Source organism: Streptomyces boluensis (assembly GCF_009908195.1).
In the GTDB taxonomy this organism is placed as follows: Bacteria; Actinomycetota; Actinomycetes; order Streptomycetales; family Streptomycetaceae; genus Streptomyces; species Streptomyces boluensis.
This window is the reverse complement of record NZ_JAAAHS010000049.1, coordinates 1-20,005: the sequence shown is the minus strand read 5'-3', so window position 1 is coordinate 20,005 and position 20,005 is coordinate 1. Positions and strand designations below refer to the sequence as shown.

Annotated in this window: 16 protein-coding genes; 12 read left to right on the top strand and 4 right to left on the bottom strand. The window is 72.7% G+C overall.

Annotated features, from left to right (window positions below; genetic code table 11):
* Window positions 1-283: 283 nt before the first annotated feature.
* The 4 genes from GUY60_RS09630 (at window position 284) to GUY60_RS09615 (ending at window position 5,303) form a co-directional block, all read left to right on the top strand.
* Complete coding sequence (locus tag GUY60_RS09630) at window positions 284-1,756, top strand: MbnB/TglH/ChrH family RiPP precursor modification enzyme (RefSeq protein WP_161695919.1); 1,473 nt, start codon at window positions 284-286, stop codon at window positions 1,754-1,756.
* 7 nt (window positions 1,757-1,763) lie between these two features.
* Window positions 1,764-2,756 (top strand): TIGR04222 domain-containing membrane protein, encoded by a 993-nt coding sequence (locus GUY60_RS09625; protein WP_312866236.1) that lies wholly within the window; start codon window positions 1,764-1,766, stop codon window positions 2,754-2,756.
* A gap of 108 nt (window positions 2,757-2,864) precedes the next feature.
* Complete coding sequence (locus tag GUY60_RS09620; protein WP_161695917.1) at window positions 2,865-3,638, top strand: TIGR04222 domain-containing membrane protein; 774 nt, start codon at window positions 2,865-2,867, stop codon at window positions 3,636-3,638.
* Between the two features lie 102 nt (window positions 3,639-3,740).
* Window positions 3,741-5,303, top strand: coding sequence for an alpha/beta hydrolase (locus GUY60_RS09615; protein WP_161695915.1), 1,563 nt, complete (start codon window positions 3,741-3,743; stop codon window positions 5,301-5,303).
* A gap of 104 nt (window positions 5,304-5,407) precedes the next feature.
* On the opposite strand, the gene hemQ is transcribed toward GUY60_RS09615, so the two are convergent.
* Window positions 5,408-6,127 carry a hydrogen peroxide-dependent heme synthase gene (gene hemQ, locus GUY60_RS09610; protein WP_161695913.1) on the bottom strand — a complete coding sequence of 240 codons (720 nt, stop codon included), beginning with the start codon at window positions 6,125-6,127 and terminating at the stop codon, window positions 5,408-5,410.
* A gap of 4 nt (window positions 6,128-6,131) precedes the next feature.
* The gene (hemG, locus tag GUY60_RS09605) at window positions 6,132-7,604 is read right to left on the bottom strand and encodes a protoporphyrinogen oxidase (protein ID WP_161695911.1); all 1,473 of its coding nucleotides are present in this window, start codon (window positions 7,602-7,604) and stop codon (window positions 6,132-6,134) included.
* A gap of 160 nt (window positions 7,605-7,764) precedes the next feature.
* Here hemG and GUY60_RS09600 point away from each other — a divergent pair, with 160 nt between their 5' ends.
* Window positions 7,765-8,751 carry a DUF4349 domain-containing protein gene (locus tag GUY60_RS09600; RefSeq protein ID WP_161695909.1) on the top strand — a complete coding sequence of 329 codons (987 nt, stop codon included), beginning with the start codon at window positions 7,765-7,767 and terminating at the stop codon, window positions 8,749-8,751.
* 40 nt (window positions 8,752-8,791) lie between these two features.
* Window positions 8,792-10,165, top strand: coding sequence for an FAD-dependent oxidoreductase (locus GUY60_RS09595; RefSeq protein WP_161695907.1), 1,374 nt, complete (start codon window positions 8,792-8,794; stop codon window positions 10,163-10,165).
* A gap of 90 nt (window positions 10,166-10,255) precedes the next feature.
* Here GUY60_RS09595 and hemE read toward each other — a convergent pair whose 3' ends face one another.
* The gene (gene hemE / locus GUY60_RS09590; protein ID WP_161695905.1) at window positions 10,256-11,347 is read right to left on the bottom strand and encodes a uroporphyrinogen decarboxylase; all 1,092 of its coding nucleotides are present in this window, start codon (window positions 11,345-11,347) and stop codon (window positions 10,256-10,258) included.
* A 92-nt stretch (window positions 11,348-11,439) separates the two neighbouring features.
* Here hemE and GUY60_RS09585 point away from each other — a divergent pair, with 92 nt between their 5' ends.
* From GUY60_RS09585 to GUY60_RS09560, 6 genes are all read left to right on the top strand, one after another.
* Window positions 11,440-12,102, top strand: coding sequence for a DUF3000 domain-containing protein (locus GUY60_RS09585; RefSeq protein WP_161695903.1), 663 nt, complete (start codon window positions 11,440-11,442; stop codon window positions 12,100-12,102).
* Window positions 12,103-12,422: 320 nt separating this feature from the next.
* Window positions 12,423-13,085, top strand: coding sequence for a response regulator transcription factor (locus tag GUY60_RS09580; RefSeq protein ID WP_128374800.1), 663 nt, complete (start codon window positions 12,423-12,425; stop codon window positions 13,083-13,085).
* Between the two features lie 113 nt (window positions 13,086-13,198).
* Window positions 13,199-14,479 carry a ribonuclease D gene (locus GUY60_RS09575; RefSeq protein WP_161695901.1) on the top strand — a complete coding sequence of 427 codons (1,281 nt, stop codon included), beginning with the start codon at window positions 13,199-13,201 and terminating at the stop codon, window positions 14,477-14,479.
* A gap of 207 nt (window positions 14,480-14,686) precedes the next feature.
* Window positions 14,687-15,913 carry a thiolase family protein gene (locus GUY60_RS09570; protein ID WP_161695899.1) on the top strand — a complete coding sequence of 409 codons (1,227 nt, stop codon included), beginning with the start codon at window positions 14,687-14,689 and terminating at the stop codon, window positions 15,911-15,913.
* Window positions 15,910-18,045 carry a 3-hydroxyacyl-CoA dehydrogenase NAD-binding domain-containing protein gene (locus GUY60_RS09565; RefSeq protein ID WP_161695897.1) on the top strand — a complete coding sequence of 712 codons (2,136 nt, stop codon included), beginning with the start codon at window positions 15,910-15,912 and terminating at the stop codon, window positions 18,043-18,045. Before GUY60_RS09570 ends, GUY60_RS09565 begins: the two co-directional genes overlap by 4 nt.
* Before the next feature lie 104 nt (window positions 18,046-18,149).
* A complete protein-coding gene (locus tag GUY60_RS09560) occupies window positions 18,150-18,530 on the top strand; it encodes a PIN domain-containing protein (protein ID WP_161695895.1) in 381 nt (126 codons plus the stop codon).
* 8 nt (window positions 18,531-18,538) lie between these two features.
* Here GUY60_RS09560 and GUY60_RS09555 read toward each other — a convergent pair.
* On the bottom strand, window positions 18,539-20,005 hold a 1,467-nt coding region (locus GUY60_RS09555; RefSeq protein ID WP_246234588.1), incomplete at its 5' end, for an ArnT family glycosyltransferase.

The window sequence follows — 20,005 nt, the reverse complement described above, 5'->3', positions numbered from 1 at the left end:
CGGACAAGCGCATACGGCGCCCATCGGCGTGGCCTCTGCGGAGCGGACCTCCGGAGGCCGCGGAAGCTAGCACAGGGAACCCACAGAATTCGAACGTACTCACGAATCGTCGGTAAGCGGGCAAACCGGAGCGTCAACAGGCCCGCACGCGAAACCTCAAATCAACCTCTGAACGTCCCCGTCCCTGGATTCGGTACGGTCCAGCGGGGTCATGACACCTGCACGCACACCACGTACGCACGGTGTCGCGCCGAAGAACGTCAGTGCGGCGGAGGAGGGGGACATGCGGCACACAGCGCACCTGGGGACCGGTATGGGCTGGCGCCCGGAGATCGCCGAGGCCGTGGAGCGGATGCCGGGCCTCGACTGGGTCGAGGTCGTCGCCGAGAACGTCTGCCCCGGCCACCTCCCCGACTCCCTGCGCCGCCTGCGCGAGCGCGGCGTCACCGTCGTCCCGCACGGCGTGGGCCTCGGCATCGGCGGCGCCGAGCGTCCCGACCCGGCCCGCCTCGCCGCCCTCGCGGAACGCGCCGAGGCGCTCGGCTCGCCGCTGGTCACGGAGCACATCGCGTTCGTACGGGCCGGGGGCGAACTGACCGCGTCGCCGCGCCTGGAGGCCGGACATCTGCTCCCCGTGCCGCGCACCAAGGACTCCCTCGACGTGCTGTGCGAGCACGTGCGGATCGCCCAGGACGCGCTGCCGGTGCCGCTCGCCCTGGAGAACATCGCGGCCCTGGTCGCCTGGCCCGGCGAGGAGATGACCGAGGGCCAGTTCCTGTACGACCTGGCGGACCGCACCGGCGTACGGCTCCTCATCGACGTCGCCAACCTGCACACCAACCACGTCAACCGCGGCGAGGACCCGTGCGCGGCGCTCGACGAACTGCCGGTGGAGGCCATCGCGTACGTGCATGTGGCGGGCGGGTTCGAGCGGGACGGCGTCTGGCACGACAGCCACGCGCACCCCGTCACGCAGCCGGTGCTCGACGTGCTCGCCGAACTGGCCTCGCGGGTCAGCCCGCCCGGTGTGCTCCTGGAGCGGGACGAGAACTTCCCCGCGCCGGAGGAGCTGGAGCAGGAGCTGCGCGCGATCCGCCGGACCCTCGCCACCGGGGAGGCCCGCAGGCTTCTCCCGGCCCGCACCCGGACCGCGGCTCCCGCTCGTACCCGGACCGCGACTCCCGCTCGTACCCCCGCCGTACGGGAACGGGCCGCGGAGCTCGTCGCGGTCGGCCGCCCCTCCGGGGCTCCGCTGCACATGGAACCCGCCGCGCCGGAGGTCACCGAGGACGACAGCGAGCGCGAAGGCGAAGCCGAAGGCGAGAACGACGACCGCTCCCGTACCGCCCGCCAGCGCCTCGCCCTCGCCCAGGCCGCGCTGCTCTCCGCGCTCGTGGCGGGGACGCCCGCGCCCGAGGGTTTCGACCGGCAGCGGCTCACCGTGCAGAGCCGCGCGCTCACCGCGAAGCGCGCCGACGTGATCGCGAAGGTCGCGCCCGAACTGCCGGTGATCCTCGGCGACACATACCGCCGCGCCTTCTTCTCGTACGCCGGGAAGCGCCCGATGACGGGCGGCTACCGCCGCGACGCCCTGGACTTCGCCGAGTACCTGCTGCTGGCCGGGGAGTCCGAATCCCCCGGCGCACGGCGGGAGTTGAGCGACTGGTGGCTGGCCCGCTCGGGCCCCGCGCCGGTCTCCGCACACCCTGTGGCCCGCTTCGTTCGCCGGGCCCGCTACACCCTGACGGGACGGTGAGGGCACCGTGCTGCCTCTTCTCACGCTGCTGTACTACCTGGGCGTCGGCGGTGCGTCGGTCGCCCTGGTGATCGCCGTGGTCAAGGCCCGCTCGACGGGTGCGCCCATGTACGCCTCCCCGGTGGATCCGCTGGAGGCCGCGTTCCTCGCGGGCGGGCCCGGCCGGGTCGCCGACACGGCGCTGACGGCGATGCACGCCGACGGGCGGCTCGTGCTCGCCGGGCCCGGTGTGGTCGGGGTGCAGCACGCCGTCGCCCACCATCCGGTGGAGAGCGCGGTGCTCGACGCACACGCCGCCGCGCCCAGCGGCGCCCTGCACTGGCTGCGGATCGGCGTGATGCGCAGCCCTGCCGTGCAGCTGCTCGGTGACGGGCTCGCCCAGCGCGGGCTCCTCGTCCGGCCGGGCGAGTTGCAGCCGGCGCGGCGCTGGGCCTTCGGGCTGACCATCGCGTCGATCGTGTCCTTCCCGCTCGCCATTGTCCTGACGGTGATTCAGTTCGCCGGTTCCGACGACTCCTTCTCGGTGCCGTTCGTCTTCCAGGTGATCCCGGCGCTCCTCATCGGGTTCATCGTGGGCTCGACCTGCATGGCCATGACCTCCGCCCGGCTGACCGGCGCGGGCAAGGTCGCGCTCGCGCGGTTCCGGTCCCTCGACAACGGCTTCGACCCGGTGCACACCGTGGCGTGCCAGGGCCCGCGCGGCGTACAGGACCCGATGCTGCGCGCGCAGTTGACGTCGGCCGGCCGGATGCGGGCGCACAGCCCGGCCGCCCAGGCCTCGGCCGGCGGCGGCGTGGTCTTCATCGGCGACACGACGGTGACCTGGTGCGGCGGGGGCGGCTCCGGCTGCGGCGGGTCGAGCTGCGGTGGCGGGAGCGGCGGCGGAGGCAGCAGCTGCGGAGGCTCCTCGGGCAGCAGCTGCGGCGGCTCGTCGGGCGGCAGCAGCTGCGGCGGTTCCTCGGGCGGCAGCAGTTGCGGCGGCGGGGGCGGCGGCGACTGAGCGAGCCGCCGGGCAACAGGCGTCAGCCGCCGTACCGACCGGTGAGCGCGGTCCACATCGTGAACGCCCCATGGCGCCGACCCCTCGGACCGGTGTACGAACTCGGCCATGTTCTGGGTCCTCTTCCTCCTTCCGGCCTGGGCCTTCGCCGGCCTCGCCTGCGCCCGGCTCTGTCTCGCGGCGGCCCGCGCCGAGGCCTTGCCCGCCGCCGAGCAGCGGGGTGCCGCACGGCATGAACTGACCCTGTACGAGGCCGCGTTCCTCGCCGGCGGGCCGCGCCGCGTGGCCGACCTGACGCTGGTGTCGATGGCCCGCGCGGGCCGGCTGCTGCTCGCCCACACCGGCTGGGCGACGGTCGTCGACCCGGACGGGCGGGACGAGATGGAGCGTTCGGTGATCGGCGTGATCGGCCCCGGCGGACAGCAGCGGATCGCGCCGGTCCGCGCCTCCGCCGCGGGCGCGGAGACGGTACGCGCGCTTGCGGACCGGCTCACCGCCGCCGGGCTCGCGGTGCCCGCCGCGGCCCGCGCCCACGTCACGGCGGCGATACGGCAGGTACGGGCGGCGGCCCTCACCGTGACCGGCCTCGGCCTGCTGGCCCTCGCCGTACATCCGCGGGAGGCGGGCAGTGCGCTGCCGGTCGTCGCGTGGTTCACGCTGCCGCTGCTCCTGGCGCTCGGTTCGCTCCTCATCGCCCGTGCCGAGATCCACCCGTACACCCGCTGGGCCTCCCCCGCTGGACGGCGGCTGCTCGGCACGCTCGAGCCCGCGCACGGCGACCGGGACGCGCTGGCGTCGGTCGCGGTGGACGGGGTGCGCGCGCTGTCCGACCCGGGTCTTCGGGCAGCGTTCGCGCACCGGGCGACTCATCAGGGTCAATAGCCCGAACGGGGCGGCGGCGGTGCTTTACTTCGCCAACTCCCCACCGAAGGATCCCTTTTGTTCTGCCGCTGTCTGCCGCCGCCGAAGGGATGCCGAAGCACGATGCGAGCGCCACTGCTGTTCGGATTCGCCGGATCACTCGTCCTGACCGCCCTGGTCGCCACCCCCGCGGGCAGTGCCCCGGCACCCCCGGCGAGCGCCGAGGCCCGCGGCACCGCGGTGGCCGTCCAGCGCGCCGCGGCGGCCGGCCTCAAGTGGGCGCCGTGCGCGAAGGAGGAGGGCCTGCCGGACACCGTGAAGTGCGCCTCGGTCACCGTCCCCGTCGACTACGCGCACCCCGACGGCGAGAAGTTCCACCTGACCGTCAGCCACCGCAAGGCCAAGGGCGAGCCGTCCGAACGGCAGGGCGCGCTGGTGTACAACCCCGGCGGCCCCGGCGCCTCCGGCACGTACTGGCCGCTCGCAACCGGCCTGCCCGAGTGGGAACGGCTCGCGCGGGCCTACGACTTCGTCGGTTACGCCCCGCGCGGCGTGGACCGCTCGGCGCGGCTCTCCTGCCAGGACCCGGAGCAGTTCGAGAAGGCCCCGACACCCGCGCCGACCCACCCGGACGAGGCGTACAAGAAGGAGCGGGTGGCCCGCGCCAAGGCGTACGCGCGGGGCTGCGCGCGGGCCGCGGGCGAGTCGCTGCGGCACTACACGACCCGGAACAACGCCCGTGACCTGGAGGTGCTCCGGGCCGCCCTGGGCGAGCGGAAGCTGAACTTCATGGGCGCCTCGTACGGCACCTACTTCGGCGCGGTGTACGCGACGATGTTCCCGTCGCACGTACGCCGGATGGTCTTCGACTCGGCGGTCGACCCGGACCCGGAGCAGATCTGGTACCGCAACAACCTCGACCAGTCGCTGGCCTTCGAGGCCCGCTGGAGCGACTTCCGCACCTGGGTCGCCAAACACGACAAGTCGTACGAACTGGGCAAGACGCCCCGTCAGGTGCAGCGCAGTTACGACCAGGTGCTGGCCGAGGTCGCGCACGAGCCGGCCGGTGGGAAGGTCGGCCCCGGCCAACTGCAGTCGGCGTTCCTGCAGGTCGGGTACAACGACGACTACTGGCCGCGGCGCGCGGCGGCCCTGTCGGCGTATCTGAAGGGCGACACCGGCCCGCTTGTCGAGCAGGCGGGGCCGTCGGCCGAGGGGGCCGTGGAGAACGAGAACGGCAACGCCGTGTACACGGCCGTCGAGTGCAACGACTCGACGTCCTGGCCGACGGACTTCCGGGTCTGGGACCGGGACAACACCGCGCTCGCCCGGATCGCGCCCTTCGAGACCTGGGACAACGTCTGGATGAACCTGCCGTGCGCGTACTGGCCCGCGCCCCGGCAGCAGCCCGTCGACGTGCGCACCGCGCCGGGCGCGCTGCCGCCCACGCTGATCCTCGCGGCGGAGCGGGACGCGGCCACGCCGCACGAGGGCGCGGTGGAGCTGCACCGCAGGCTGCCGGGATCGGCCCTGGTGACGGAGCGGGACTCGGGCACGCACGGCATCGGCGGCGGCAGCAACAAGTGCGTCAACAAGCACCTGGACACGTATCTGCTGACCGGGAAGACACCGCGCGGCCGCGCCGAGTGCGCCCCGCACGCGGAGCCGAAGCCGGATCCCAAGTAGGCCCCCAAGTAGGCACCGGAGTAGTCCGTCACGGGAGCCCAACGCACAGGGCCGCGACCGGAGTTGCCGGTCGCGGCCCTGTGCGTATCAGCGAGCGCGGAGCCTCAGGCGAGGCCCGCCACGAGGTCGCCGACGGACTTGCGGCGGCCGGTGTAGAACGGCACCTCTTCGCGGACGTGCATCCGGGCCTCGGAGGCGCGCAGGTGACGCATCAGGTCGACGATGCGGTACAGCTCGTCGGCCTCGAAGGCGAGCACCCATTCGTAGTCACCGAGGGAGAAGGACGCGACGGTGTTGGCGCGCACGTCCGGGTAGCCGCGGGCCATCATGCCGTGGTCCTTGAGCATGCGGCGGCGGTCCTCGTCGGGCAGCAGGTACCAGTCGTAGGAGCGCACGAAGGGGTACACCGAGATGTAGTCGCGCGGCGTCTCGTCGGCGAGGAAGGCCGGGATGTGCGACTTGTTGAACTCGGCGGGGCGGTGCAGCGCCATGTTCGACCAGACCGGCTCCAGGGCGCGGCCGAGCTTGGTGCGGCGGAAGAGGTTGTACGCCTCCTGCAGCTCGTCGCTGGTCTCGGCGTGCCACCAGATCATGACGTCGGCGTCGGCCCGCAGACCGGACACGTCGTAGGTGCCGCGGACGGTGATGTCCTTGGCGGCGAGCTGGTCGAACAGGTCCTGGACCTCGTCGGCGTAACCGGCGCGGTCCTCGGGAAGCACGTCCTTCAGCTTGAAGACCGACCACAGCGTGTAGCGGATGACCTCGTTGAGGTCCTTGGCCTTCTTGCCGGCGTTGGGAGTCTTGGCGGGGGCGTCGTCACTCATGCGGCTATTCTCCTCCGCCGCCGTGCAGACTCTGCACCGGGTTCGCGCTCAGCGATGCGAATCCCCGGTCGTCCCCGGCGAGCCGGTCGACGGCCGCGTGGGCGCTGGCGATGCAGGCGGGGATGCCCACTCCGTCGTACGCGGCGCCGCACACCGCGAGCCCCGGCACGCTGCCGACGTACTCGCGGATCCGCGCCACGCGCGCGTGGTGCCCGACGGGGTACTGCGGCAGACCGTCGGTCCAGCGGGTGACGCGGGTGGCGACGGGCGCGGCGGTGAGCCCGACGGCGGCGCGCAGGTCGGCCCGCGAGACGTCCACCAGCTCCTGGTCCGCGCGCCGCAGCACCTCTTCCTCGCCGTACCGGCCCACAGAGGTGCGCAGCACGACGAGTTCGGGGTTCTCGTCCGCGATCCAGCCCCACTTCTGGGAGGCGAACGTGGACGCCTTGATGGTGTGCCCGTCCACCGGCGGTACGAGGAACCCGCTGCCCTCGGGCAGCCGCACATCGGCCCGCCGGTACGCGAGCGTCATCAGGGCCATCGACGCGTACTCGACGGCACGCAGCTCGGCGGCGGCGCCCGGCACGTCCGCGTCGAGCAGCCGGGCGGCCTGCGCTGCGGGTACGGCGAGGATCACGACGTCGGCGGCCAGTTCACGGCCACCGGTGCGCACCGTCCAGCCGTCGGCGGTGCGGCGGACCGCGTCCACGCGCGCGTGGAGGGCGATTTCGGCGCCCTGGGCGCGTACGGCGTCGGCGACGGCGAGCGGCAGCCGTCCGATGCCGCCCTCGATGCCCATGAACACGGGCCCGGTCTGCTGGTTGCGCGCGGCCCGCTCCTGCACGGCGCGCACCCCGGCGAGCAGCGAGCCGCCCGCCCTGGCGACCTCGAACAGCTGCGGTACGGCCATCCGCATCGACAGGCGGTACGCGTCGCCCGCGTAGACCCCGCCGAGCAGGGGCTCGACAAGCCGGTCCACGACCTCGCGGCCGACGCGGGCCGCGACGTACTCGCCGACCGCGATGTCGTCCCCGACCTCGGTGGGCGCGAGCTCCGGCTCGGCCTCGGCGCGGCGCAGGCCCTCGGCGGAGAGCACTCCGGTGAGGACGGCCGGGTCGCCGGGCACGCCCATCACGTGGCCCTTCGGCATGGGCGTCAGCGCGTCCCGGTTCCACAGGGCGGCGCTCGCGACGGCGGGCGGCTGCAGCGCGTCGTCGAGGCCGACCGCCCGGGCGAGGGCGACCGCCTCGGGGCGACGGGCGAGCATCGACTCGGCGCCGAGGTCGACGCGTACGCCCTCGATCTCCCCGGCGTGCAGCTTGCCGCCGATCCGGTCCGAGGCTTCCAGGACGGTGACGCGGGCGCCTCCGGCGAGGAGCCGGTGGGCGGCTGCGAGGCCGGCGATGCCGCCTCCGACGACGACCGCGTGCACCGGCCGTCCCTGGTCCGAGCCCGTACGGGCGTCCGTTTCGCGCATGCCCCCAGCCTCTCAGACCGGCCGCGGCGCCCCGCATTTCGCCCCCGTCCCGGATCGAGTCCCGACCGTGACCGCATCGCGATCCACCGGGACCAAACCTTCGCGCCGCCTCAGGCGTCCAAGGGGCATCACTCATCACGGTTTCCCGGGAGTACGTCCGATGCGCGAATCCACTGTGCCCCTGTCCGGTACGACCACACCCGGCCGCCGGTTCACCCGTGCCGCCGGAGCCCTGTTCCTCGTCGCGGCCCTCGCGGCGACCGGCTGTTCGGCGGGCGGCGACTCGGGCGGCGACAAGACGGCGGGGCTCGCCGCCGAGGCCCCGGAGCACCAGAAGGGCGGCGGCGCGGCGGCCGACGGCAAACCGGAGTCCGGCACCGGCGGCGCCGACAGGTCAAGCGCGAAGAAGCCGGGCGACGTGGTCGGCGAGCACATCGTGCGTACCGCGTCCCTCACCGTCGTCGTCAAGGACGTACCGGACGCGGTGGCCGCGGCCCGTGCGGCGGCGGAGGGCGCGGGCGGCCTGGTCGGGGACGAGACGACCGACCGCGAGAGCGGCGGCCACGAGCGCTCCCGGCTCGTGCTCCGGGTGCCGCAGGCCGAGTACGAGAAGGTCCTGGACGCACTCGCGGGCGCCGGGAAGCTCGTCGAGCGCAGCGCGAGCGCGGAGAACGTCACGGAGCAGGTCGTCGACGTGGAGAGCCGCGTCAAGTCGCAGCGGGCCAGCGTCGCGCGGATCCGTGAGCTGCTCGACGAGGCCACCGAACTCAGTGATGTGGTCACCCTGGAAGGGGAGTTGAGTACCCGTCAGGCCGACCTGGAGTCGCTGCTCGCGCAGCAGGCGTCGCTGAAGGACCGGACGAGTCTGGCCACGATCACACTGACCCTCTCCGAGACGGACGCTCCGGCCGACTCGGACGAGGACGACGGGCCGGGCTTCCTGGCCGCGGTCGCCGGGGGCTGGGACGCGTTCGTGACGGTGGTGCACTGGATCGCGGTCGCGGTGGGCGCGGCCCTGCCGTTCGTGGTCACGCTGGCGCTGCTCGCCCTTCTGGTCCGCCGGCTGCGCCCGCTGTTCGGCCGCGGGCGTCCCGCGAAGGCGGACAGCACGGTCACGGCGGAGGCCGCGGAGGCCAACGGGAGCTGAGCCGCACCGCCTTGGCGCCGCCCGACGTAGCGTGGGGCGCATGAGCGAACGACTGGTGGTCATCGGCGCCGACGCGGCGGGCATGTCGGCGGCGTCGCAGGCGCGCAGGCTGAGAAGCCCGGAGGAGCTGGAGATCGTCGCGTTCGAGCGCGGCCACTTCACGTCCTACTCGGCCTGCGGCATCCCGTACTGGGTCGGCGGCGACGTGGACACCCGCGACGAGCTGATCGCCCGCACCCCTCAGGAGCACCGGGCCCGCTCCATCGACCTGCGGATGCGTACGGAGGTCGTCCAACTCGACGTCGAGGGGCGGCGGGTGCGGGCCCGGGACCTGGAGACGGGCGAGGAGAGCTGGACGGCGTACGACAAGCTCGTGATCGCCACCGGCGCCCGCCCGGTCCGCCCGGAGCTGCCCGGGATCGACGCCGTCGGGGTGCACGGCGTGCAGACCCTCGACGACGGCCAGGCGCTGCTCGACACCCTGCGGCACACCCGGGGCGACCGCGCGGTGGTGGTGGGCGCCGGGTACATCGGGGTGGAGATGGCCGAGGCCCTGACCAACCGCGGCTACCGCGTCACGGTCGTCAACCGCGGCCCCCGGCCGATGTCCACCCTCGACCCGGACATGGGCGCCCTCGTCGGCGACGCCATGGTGGGCATGGGCCTGGAGATGGTGAACGACGCCGAGGTCACGAAGATCCTCACCGACGACGACGGCCGGGTCCGCGCGGTGGCCACGGACGCCGCCGAGTACCCGGCGGACGTCGTGGTCCTCGGCATCGGCGTCCGCCCGAACACGGACCTGGCCCGCGCCGCGGGCCTGCCGCTCGGCGAACACGGCGGCCTGCTCACGGACTTGGCGATGCGGGTGCGCGGCCACGACAACGTCTGGGCGGGCGGCGACTGTGTGGAGGTCCTCGACCTGGTCTCCGGCCGCGAACGCCACATCGCCCTCGGCACGCACGCCAACAAGCACGGCCAGATCATCGGTTCGGGCGTGGGCGGCGACTACGGCACGTTCCCCGGCGTGGTCGGCACCGCCGTCAGCAAGGTGTGCGACCTGGAGATCGCCCGTACGGGACTGCGGGAGAAGGACGCGCGGGCGGCAGGCCTGCAGTACGTCACGGCCACGATCGAGTCGACGAGCCGCGCGGGCTACTTCCCCGGCGCCGCCCCCATGACGGTCAAGATGCTCGCGGAGCGCCGTACGGGCCGCCTCCTCGGCGTCCAGATCGTCGGCCGCGAGGGCGCCGCGAAACGCGTGGACATCGCGGCGGTCGCCCTCACCGCCCGCATGACGGTCGACCAGCTCACCGCCCTGGACCTCGGCTACGCCCCACCGTTCTCCCCGGTCTGGGACCCGGTCCTGAACGCGGCCCGCAAGGCGGTCACGGCGGTACGCAAGGCGGGCTAGCCGACGCGACGCACTGAGGCCCGCACCGGGTCACTCCCCGGTACGGGCCTCAGCACCGCTCAATTCCAGCCAATTAAGGGACCGTTGAGATCAACGCGCGGTACGCGTGTGCACGTACTCCACGAGCCGCGTCAGCGCGTCCGGGTCGGTGGTCGGCAGGACACCGTGCCCGAGGTTGAAGATGTGGCCGTCGAGACCCTGCGCGGCGGCGAGGACCTCGTCCGTCTTGGCCTCCACCGCGTCCTGCGTGGAGAAGAGGACGGCCGGGTCCAGGTTGCCCTGGAGCGCCTTGCCGGGGCCGACGCGGCGGGCGGCCTCGTCGAGCGGGACGCGCCAGTCGACGCCGACGACGTCCGCGCCGGCCTCACCGAGCAGGCCGAGGAGCTCACCGGTGCCGACCCCGAAGTGGATGCGCGGCACGCCGTAACCGGAGACGGCCTCGAAGACCTTCTGCGAGGCGGGCATCACGGAGCGGCGGTAGTCGGCGGGCGACAGGGCGCCCACCCAGGAGTCGAAAAGCTGCACGGCGGAGGCGCCCGCCTCGATCTGCACCTTCAGGAAGGCCGCGGTGATGTCGGCGAGCCGGTCGAGCAGGTCGGCCCAGAGCTGCGGGTCGCCGTACATCAGGGCCTTGGTGTGCTCGTGGTTGCGGCTCGGGCCGCCCTCGACGAGGTAGCTGGCGAGCGTGAAGGGCGCTCCGGCGAAGCCGATCAGCGGGGTCGCACCGAGCTCACGGGTGAGCATCCCCATCGCCTCGGTGACATAGCTGACGTCCTCGGGCGTGAGGTCGCGCAGCCGCGCGAGGTCGGCACGCGAACGGATCGGCTGCTCCACGACCGGCCCGACGCCGGGCTTGATGTCGAGGTCGATCCCGATGGCCTTCAGGGGTACGACGATGTCGCTGAAGTAGATCGCCGCGTCGACGTTGTGACGGCGCACCGGCTGCAGCGTGATCTCGGTGACGAGCTCGGGCCGCATGCACGACTCGAGCATCGGGATGCCCTCGCGCACCTTGAGGTACTCGGGCAGCGAGCGCCCCGCCTGTCGCATGAACCAGACCGGGGTGTGCGGCACGGGTTCCCGCCTGCACGCCCTCAGGAAGGCTGAGTCCTTGACCGCGTCAGTGACGGTCGTGGTCGGGGTCGGCTGCTGGCCCGCTCGGGGGACGTCGTTGGCGCTCACGTCGGAAAGTCTCGCACGTGCCGCGAACTGCCCGGCCGGGAACCGGGTGTCCCTCCCTGCACGAACGCGCGCTTCCCCTTAATCTTCCCCGCATGGCTGCCGTGCGGGGACAACTTTCGGAGGATGCGGACGGGATGGACGGTACGGAGGGGAATGCGGCGGCAGATGCTGCTCCGCTCCCGTTCCGCACGGCCGTGGACGCCCTCCGGGCGGCCCGCCTGCGGCCGGAGATCGAGATCGAACCGACCCGCGCGCCGAAGCGTCTGGCCCCGCACGCGTACGCCCTCGAGGCCGCGGTGGTCGACGGCGACGAGGACCTCGCGGACGGCCGCCTCGTCCTCCTGCACGACCCGGCCGGCCACGACGCCTGGCAGGGCACGTTCCGTCTGGTGACCCTGGTGCGGGCCGAACTGGAGCCCGAGATGGCCGCCGACCCGCTGCTCCCCGAGGTCTGCTGGTCCTGGCTGACCGGCGCACTGGAGGGCCGCGGCCTCTCGTACGGCGAGCCGAGCGGCACCGTCACCCGGGCCGGCTCGCACTACTTCGGCGGCCTCAGCAACCGTGCGCCCGCCTCGCAGATCGAGATCAGGGCGTCCTGGACGCCGCGCGAGGGACTCGGCGGCGTACCCGACACGGCCGCCCATCTCGCCGCCTGGTGCGACCTCCTCTGCCAGGTCGCGGGCCTGCCGCCGGCCGGGCCCACGGACGCCTCGGTGGTGTCCCTGCCGCAGCGCCGCGGCCCGCAGCCCTCCTGAGGCACCCGGCTCCCCCACGGACACCCCTCTCGCGCGTCACGCGGCTCCGCGTCGGCGCGCGTCATCCGTACGGCCCATCGAGGCTTCGAACGGATGCGGTACGGGACCGTCGTTGACCGGCACCTGACCGCCGGGCGACTCGGTTCGATCTTCGGATGATCGATCACGTGTCTGAATTGCCCGAATTGCGAGTCACCAAATCGTGATCATTCGCTAAAGGCCGACGGGTTTGCTGCCGAAGACCTCTGTGACCTTGAAAGCACGGTTCGTACGGCTTCTTCCCCAGAGCCGGCCCCGTCCCGCCATTCCCAGGAGGCCTGGTGTCCGTTCTCCTCGAGCAGCCCGCAAGCCTGGTCGCCTACCGCCCGAACAAGCCGACCGCCATGGTCGTCGTGGCGGACCCGCGCGTCCGATCCACCGTCACCCGACACCTCTGGGCGCTCGGAGTACGCGATGTCATCGAAGCGTCCTCCATCGCCGAGGCCCGACCCCGCATCGGCAACCCGCGCGACATCTGCGTGGCCGATGTCCACCTGCCCGACGGTTCGGGCCTGACCCTGCTGTCCGAGACCCGCGCGGCGGGCTGGCCCAACGGCCTCGCCCTCTCCGCCGCCGACGACATCGGCGCCGTACGCAACGCCCTCGCGGGCGGCGTCAAGGGCTACGTCGTCACGGGAACCCGCACGAACGTCGGACTCCCCACCCGACCCGGCGCCGCACCCATCGGTGCCGCGGCGGCCCGAATGCACCGCCGCCCCCCGGGCGCCCCGAGCCACCCGGGCGGTTACCGCGAGCTGTCGGGCCGTGAGGTGGAGGTCCTGCGCCTGGTCGCGGAGGGCCAGTCCAACAAGGCCATCGGCGTCTCGATGGGCCTGTCCGCCCTGACCGTCAAGAGCCACCTCGCCCGTATCGCACGCAAGCTCGGCACGGGCGACCGCGCCGGGATGGTGGCCGTCGCGCTGCGTACCGGCATCATCCACTGACCCACATCCCCCAGCGGGGAACATATCCACCGATAACCCAGCACATCAGTCCCGCGCCCGCCGACGGAACGTTCCGTCGGCGGGCGCCGTGCTCGCACAGATACCCTTTACAGGTGACCGACGCCCAAGAGACCGCAGAAGACAGACCACTGCGAACCACCGGAGGCGCTCCTCCGGATGACGGCGTCGCAGCCCCCGACGAGGAGCCGACCCCGCTGCTCGAACCGCGCGAGGGCATCCCCGACGTGATCGCGGACGAGGACTCGCTCGCCGAGGTCGTCGCCGCCTTCGCGGCCGGTCGTGGCCCCGTCGCCGTGGACGCCGAGCGTGCCTCCGGGTACCGGTACGGCCAGCGCGCCTATCTCGTACAGCTGCGCCGCGAGGGCGCAGGCAGCGCCCTGATCGACCCCGTCGCCTGCCCCGACCTGTCGGGGCTCGGCGCGGCCATCGCCGACGCGGAGTGGGTGCTGCACGCCGCCACCCAGGACCTCCCCTGCCTGCGCGAAATAGGCATGGTTCCCACCCGGATCTTCGACACCGAACTCGCGGGCCGGCTCGCGGGGTTCCCGCGCGTGGGGCTCGGCGCGATGGTCGAGTCGGTGCTCGGGTTCGTACTGGAGAAGGGCCACTCCGCCGTCGACTGGTCGACCCGGCCGCTGCCCGAGCCCTGGCTGCGCTACGCCGCCCTGGACGTGGAGCTCCTGGTCGACCTGCGCGACAGCCTGGAGAAGGAGCTCGACCGGCAGGGGAAGCTGGAGTGGGCGCGGCAGGAGTTCGACGCCATCGCCAGCGCTCCGCCGCCCCCGCCGCGCAAGGACCCGTGGCGGCGTACGTCCGGGATGCACAAGGTGCGCCGGCGTCGGCAGATGGCGGTCGTACGGGAGCTGTGGACCGCCCGGGACAAGATCGCGCAGCGGCGTGACGTGTCGCCCGGCAAGGTGCTCGGCGACTCCGCGATCGTGGAGGCCGCTCTCGCGCTGCCGCCCAACGCGCACGCGCTGCGTACCCTGCCCGGCTTCGGGAACCGGATGGGGCAGCGGCAGGTGGAGCAGTGGCAGGCCGCGGTGGACCGTGCCAAGGCGCTGCCGGAGGCCGAACTGCCGCAGCCTGGACAGCAGTTGGCGGGTCCGCCGCCGCCGCGCTCCTGGGCCGATCGCGACCCGGCGGCGGCCGCTCGGCTTTCCGCGGCGCGGGCCGCGGTGTCGGCGCTCGCCGAGGAGCTGAACATGCCGCAGGAGAACCTGATCACGCCGGACACGGTGCGGCGCCTGTGCTGGGAGCCCCCGGCCGTCCTCGACCAGGACTCGGTGGCCGCGGCCCTCGGCGGGTACGGGGCGCGGGCCTGGCAGATCGAGCAGGTCACGCCGGGGCTCGTGGCGGCGCTGACGGCCTGACCCCTTCTGTTCGCGAACGCCGGACGGGCTGATTTCCAGCCCGTCCGGCGTTCGCGTTCCCGGCTTCTGAGGCGCCGGACGGAGTGTGACCTTCGCCGCTCCGGGCGGGGGGCCTGTTCCACTTGGTTACCGACAAGTAGCATGAGTCGAGTAGCCGCCGGAGCACGCCCAGCGGCAGCGATCCCGCACCCCTGGAGGAGAGCCATCGTGCCTCGTACCGTCAGGGACGTCGTCTTCGTCGACGGCGTCCGCACCCCGTTCGGCAAGGCGGGCCCGAAGGGCATCTACCACGAGACCCGCGCCGATGACCTCGTCGTGAAGTCCATCCGGGAGCTGCTGCGCCGCAACCCGAACCTCGACCCCGCCAAGATCGACGAGGTCGCCATCGCCGCGACCACGCAGATCGGTGACCAGGGTCTGACCCTCGGCCGCACCGCGGGCATCCTCGCCGGGCTGCCGCAGTCGGTCCCCGGCTACTCCATCGACCGCATGTGCGCCGGCGCTCTGACCGCCGTGACCGCCATGGCGGGCGGTGTCGCCTTCGGCGCGTACGACGTCACCGTCGCCGGTGGTGTCGAGCACATGGGCCGCCACCCGATGGGCGAGGGCGTCGACCCGAACCCGCGGTTCGTCAGCGAGAAGCTGGTCGACGAGTCGGCGCTGTTCATGGGCATGACCGCCGAGAACCTGCACGACCGGTACCCGACGATCACCAAGCAGCGCGCCGACGAGTACGCGGTGCGTTCGCAGGAGAAGGCCGCCAAGGCGTACGCCGACGGCAAGATCCAGGCCGACCTGGTGCCGATCTCGGTGCGCAACACCAACTCCGAGGTGGGCGAGACCGGTTGGGGCCTCGCCACCTCCGACGAGCCGATGCGTCCGGGCACGACCCTGGAGAACCTGGCCGGTCTGAAGACGCCGTTCCGTACGCACGGTCGCGTCACCGCCGGTAACGCCGCGGGTCTGAACGACGGCGCCACCGCCTCGCTGATCGCCTCCGAGGAGTTCGCGCGGGAGAACGGGCTGCCCGTCAAGATGCGCCTCGTCTCGTACGCCTTCGCGGGTGTCGAGCCGGAGGTCATGGGTTACGGCCCGATCCCGGCGACCGAGAAGGCGCTCGCCAAGGGCGGCCTGTCGATCGACGACATCGGCCTCTTCGAGGTCAATGAGGCCTTCGCCGTGCAGGTGCTCGCGTTCCTCGAGCACTACGGCATCGCGGACGACGACGCGCGCGTCAACCAGTACGGCGGCGCCATCGCGTTCGGCCACCCCCTCGCCTCCTCCGGTGTGCGTCTGATGACGCAGTTGGCGCGGCAGTTCGAGGAGCAGCCGGAGGTCCGTTACGGCCTCACGACCATGTGCGTCGGCTTCGGCATGGGCGCGACGGTCATCTGGGAGAACCCGCACCACAAGGACGCCGGAGGCGCGAAGTGAGCACCACCACCACCGCTGAGCTTCTCAAGGGCGCTGCCGAGCTGTTCCCCGACGAGGTCGTGACGTCCGCGCACGTACGCCACCTCGATCTGCCGTACGGCGCGGGCCGGTTCGCCCTCATCACGCTCGACAACGGCCTGGACCACACCAAGCCGACCACCTTCGGGCCGCAGTCCCTGGCCAACCTCGACGTGGCCATCAGCCAGGTCGAGAAGGAGGCCTCCGAGGGCTCCATCGTCGGCGTTGGCCTCACCGGCAAGCCGTTCATCTTCGCCGTGGGCGCCGACCTCAAGGGCGTCGAGCTGCTCAAGCAGCACTCGGACGCGCTGGCCATCGGCAAGGGCGGGCACGACGTCTTCAAGCGCCTCTCCGCGCTTGCCGTGCCGAGCTTCGGGTACTACAACGGCGCGGCCATGGGCGGCGGTGTCGAGGCCGGTCTGCACTGCACGTACCGCACCGTCTCCAAGGCGCTGCCCGCGTTCTCGCTGCCCGAGGTCTTCCTCGGCCTGGTGCCCGGCTGGGGCGGCTGCGCGCTGCTGCCGAACCTGATCGGCGCCGAGAACGCCGTCAAGGTCATCATCGAGAACTCGCTCAACCAGAACCGCCAGCTCAAGGGCAAGCAGGTCTTCGAACTCGGCATCGCGGACGCGCTGTTCGAGGGTGCGGACTTCCTGGAGCAGTCGCTGCTCTGGACCGCCCAGGTGCTGAACGGCGACATCAAGGTGGAGCGCCCCGAGGTGGACCGCGGTGAGGCCTGGGACCAGGCCGTCGCCAAGGGCCGGTTCATCGCCGACAGCAAGGTGCACGGTGCCGCTCCGGCCGCGTACCGCGCGCTCGACATCATCGCCGCCGCGAAGAACGGCGACCTGCAGGCCGGTTTCGACGCCGAGGACCAGGCGCTCGCCGACCTGATCATGGGTGGCGAACTGCGTGCCGGGCTCTACGCGTTCAACCTGGTGCAGAAGCGCGGCAAGCGTCCCGTGGGCGCCCCGTCGAAGGACCTGGCCCGTCCGGTCAGCAAGGTCGGCGTCGTGGGTGCGGGCCTGATGGCCTCGCAGCTCGCGCTCCTCTTCCTGCGCCGCCTCGAGGTGCCGGTCGTGCTGACCGACATCGACCAGGCGCGGGTCGACAAGGGTGTGGGCTACGTCCACGCCGAGATCGACAAGCTGCTCGGCAAGCGCCGGATCAACCAGGACAAGGCCAACCGCCTCAAGGCCCTGGTCACCGGTGTGCTCGACAAGGCCGAGGGCTTCGCGGACGCCGACTTCGTCATTGAAGCCGTCTTCGAGGAGATCGGCGTCAAGCAGCAGGTGTTCGCGGAGGTCGAGGCGGTCGCCCCGGCGCACGCGATCCTCGCCACCAACACCTCCTCGCTGTCGGTCACCGAGATGGCGTCGAAGCTGAAGCACCCCGAGCGGGTCGTCGGCTTCCACTTCTTCAACCCGGTCGCCGTGCTTCCGCTCCTGGAGATCGTGCGCGGCGAGCAGACCGACGACGCGTCGCTCGCCACCGCGTTCGGTGTCGCCAAGAAGCTGAAGAAGACCGCGGTCCTGGTGAAGGACGCCCCGGCGTTCGTCGTCAACCGCATCCTGACCCGCTTCATGGGCGAGGTGCAGAACGTCATCGACGAGGGCACCTCCGTCGAGGTCGCGGAGAAGGCCGTCGAGCCGCTCGGTCTGCCGATGTCGCCGCTGGTGCTCCTGGAGCTCGTCGGCCCGGCGATCGGCCTGCACGTCTCCGAGACGCTGAGCCGCGCCTTCCCGGAGCGCTTCACGGTCTCGCCGAACCTGAAGGCCGTCGTGGACGCCGGCAAGCGCGGCTTCTACGTGTACGACAGCGGGAAGCCGGAGCTCGACCCCGAGGTCGCCGCGCTGCTCAAGCAGGGCGATGCCGCGCTGACCGAGGAGCAGGTGCGCGACCGCGTGCTCGACGCGGTGGCCCAGGAGATCGGCCTGATGCTCGACGAGGGTGTCGTCGCCGAGGCCCAGGACATCGACCTGTGCCTGATCACCGGTGCCGGCTGGCCCTTCCACCTGGGCGGCATCACGCCGTACCTGGACCGTGCGGGCGTCTCCGAGCGCGTCGTCGGCAAGCGGTTCCTGGACGCCGGGGTGGCGTCGGTTCCCGCGTGACGCGGTGAGCCTTCCGTCCCACGCCGACGGGCCGTACGAGAGCTTCGCGCTTCTCGTGCGGCCCGTCCGGCGTTGAGGACAGAGGGGCACGCGATGATGGGGTCATGTCCCGCCTTCTTGTCGTCATCGACGCCGCCAACGTCATCGGTTCCGTGCCCGACGGCTGGTGGCGTGACCGGCGCGGTGCCGCCGTACGCCTGCGTGACCGGCTGGTGCCGTGCGCCGAGGGCGGGCTCGTGGGGTATCCGGGGCCGCTCGATCTGCTCCTGGTCGTGGAGGGCGCCGCACGCGGGGTGGAGTCCGTCGACGGGGTGCGGGTCGACTCGGCGGACGGCAGCGGCGACGACCGCATCGTGGAGCTGGTCGCCGCGCACACCGGGTCCGGGGAGTGCCTGGTGATCACCGCGGACCGTGAACTCCGGGGCAGGGTCGGCGCGTTGGGCGCCCAGTGCGCGGGGCCGCGTACGGTGCCGCGGGGCGGTTGAGCGCCGGGTCAGCGTTCCAGTGGCCGTACCCGTTCGTACAGCACCGCGTCCTCCACGACGCCCACCCGCTCGTACCCCTGGGCCAGCATCCCGCGCAGCGTGGGGAGGTTGTCGGGGGCGAAGGGTTTGCCGCGCGAGTCGTCGATGATCAGGGCCGGGGGCCGGTCCGCGAGCTCGCCGCGGAACACGTCCCACGCACCCCGCACCGCGTACTTCTCCCCCACCTGCGGGCCGTTGCGGCCACCGCTGTAGTTGGTGAGGAAACCCGCCGTGAGGTAGCGGGACGCGGGGGCGCGGTCGGCGAGCCAGTACGTCTCCGGGTGTATGCCCCAGACCAGGACCCGCTCGCCGGGCTCGGTGCGGTCGGTGACCGTACGGGCGAGCCGCTCGGCGTGCGCGAGCTCGGGGCGTGGCGCGAGCAGCCCCCAGGCGAGGAAAAGCCCGCAGGCGAGCGCGGACGTGGTGAGCGTCGCCGGGGTCCAGTCGCGCGGCAGGCTCTGCAGCGCGGCGGTGCCCAACAGGGCGAGCGCCGGGATGAGTTGAAGGTAGTAGTGGCCGAAGAAGTGGAAGCCGAGGCAGACCGCGAGCGCCGACGCGGCCAGCCACAGCCACAGGTCCGCCGCGCCGGTACGGGCGATGCGCAGCACCCGTACGACCGCCGGGAGGAGACCGGCGCAGGCGATGCCGAGGAGCGCGGTGTTCGTCAACGCCCGTGACAGTACGTGGAGTTCGGAGCCGGTGAAGGAGGCGTAGGCGCCCGAGCCGGTCACCGTCCAGAACAGGAAGCCGGACGGGTCGGTGAGCAGGGCCGCCGCGAGCACCGGCAGGGCCGCGCCCGCCGCGAGCCGCAGCAGGTCGGCCCGCCCGCCGCCGGAGCGCCAGAGCAGCCAGAGCGCGGGGACGAGGACGGCGCCGCCGGTCTGCTTGGCGAGGAAGGCGGTGCCGACGGCGGCGCCGCACCAGGCCCAGCGGCGCCGGTCGGCGAGCCAGACGGCGGCCGCGGTCGCCGGGAGCATGAACACCTCGAAGGTGGCGGCCTGGGTGTCCTCGGGGCTGAGGCCGATGGAGAGCAGCAGGTGGAGCACGCCCGCGGTGCGGCCCGCGCGGTCGCCCCAGCGGCGGCGGGCCAGGGAGGCGAGCAGCAGGGCGGTGCCGAGCTGGGCGAGGATCGCGAGGAGCTTCAGCGGCAGCAGGGAGTCGTCGCCGAAGACCGCGAAGGCGCCCTCGTACAGCCAGGGCACGAGTGGGGGTTTGCGGTCGACGACGGTGTCGTAGAGCGCGCCGCCGTCGGCCAACATCCTTGCCTGGACGGCGAGATAGCCCTCGTCGGGGTTCCAGAGGCGCAGCCGTAACGACGGGAGGCGGGTCACGCAGGCGAGGAGGGCGAGGCCTGCGGCGAGCCGGGGCCAATAGGAGCCGGCCGCCGCCGTCCGTCTCGCCGCGGTCCGCTCGGCGCTCGGGCGGGGGCGCGGGAG

Bases quoted from the DNA above. Each gene is read 5' to 3' on its own strand.
- GUY60_RS09630 (WP_161695919.1), top strand. From the start codon at position 284: ATGCGGCACACAGCGCACCTGGGGACCGGTATGGGCTGGCGCCCGGAG.
- GUY60_RS09620 (WP_161695917.1), top strand. From the start codon at position 2,865: ATGTTCTGGGTCCTCTTCCTCCTTCCGGCCTGGGCCTTCGCCGGCCTC.
- GUY60_RS09615 (WP_161695915.1), top strand. From the start codon at position 3,741: ATGCGAGCGCCACTGCTGTTCGGATTCGCCGGATCACTCGTCCTGACC.
- hemQ (WP_161695913.1), bottom strand. From the start codon at position 6,127: ATGAGTGACGACGCCCCCGCCAAGACTCCCAACGCCGGCAAGAAGGCC.
- hemG (WP_161695911.1), bottom strand. From the start codon at position 7,604: ATGCGCGAAACGGACGCCCGTACGGGCTCGGACCAGGGACGGCCGGTG.
- GUY60_RS09600 (WP_161695909.1), top strand. From the start codon at position 7,765: ATGCGCGAATCCACTGTGCCCCTGTCCGGTACGACCACACCCGGCCGC.
- GUY60_RS09595 (WP_161695907.1), top strand. From the start codon at position 8,792: ATGAGCGAACGACTGGTGGTCATCGGCGCCGACGCGGCGGGCATGTCG.
- GUY60_RS09585 (WP_161695903.1), top strand. From the start codon at position 11,440: ATGGCTGCCGTGCGGGGACAACTTTCGGAGGATGCGGACGGGATGGAC.
- GUY60_RS09560 (WP_161695895.1), top strand. From the start codon at position 18,150: ATGTCCCGCCTTCTTGTCGTCATCGACGCCGCCAACGTCATCGGTTCC.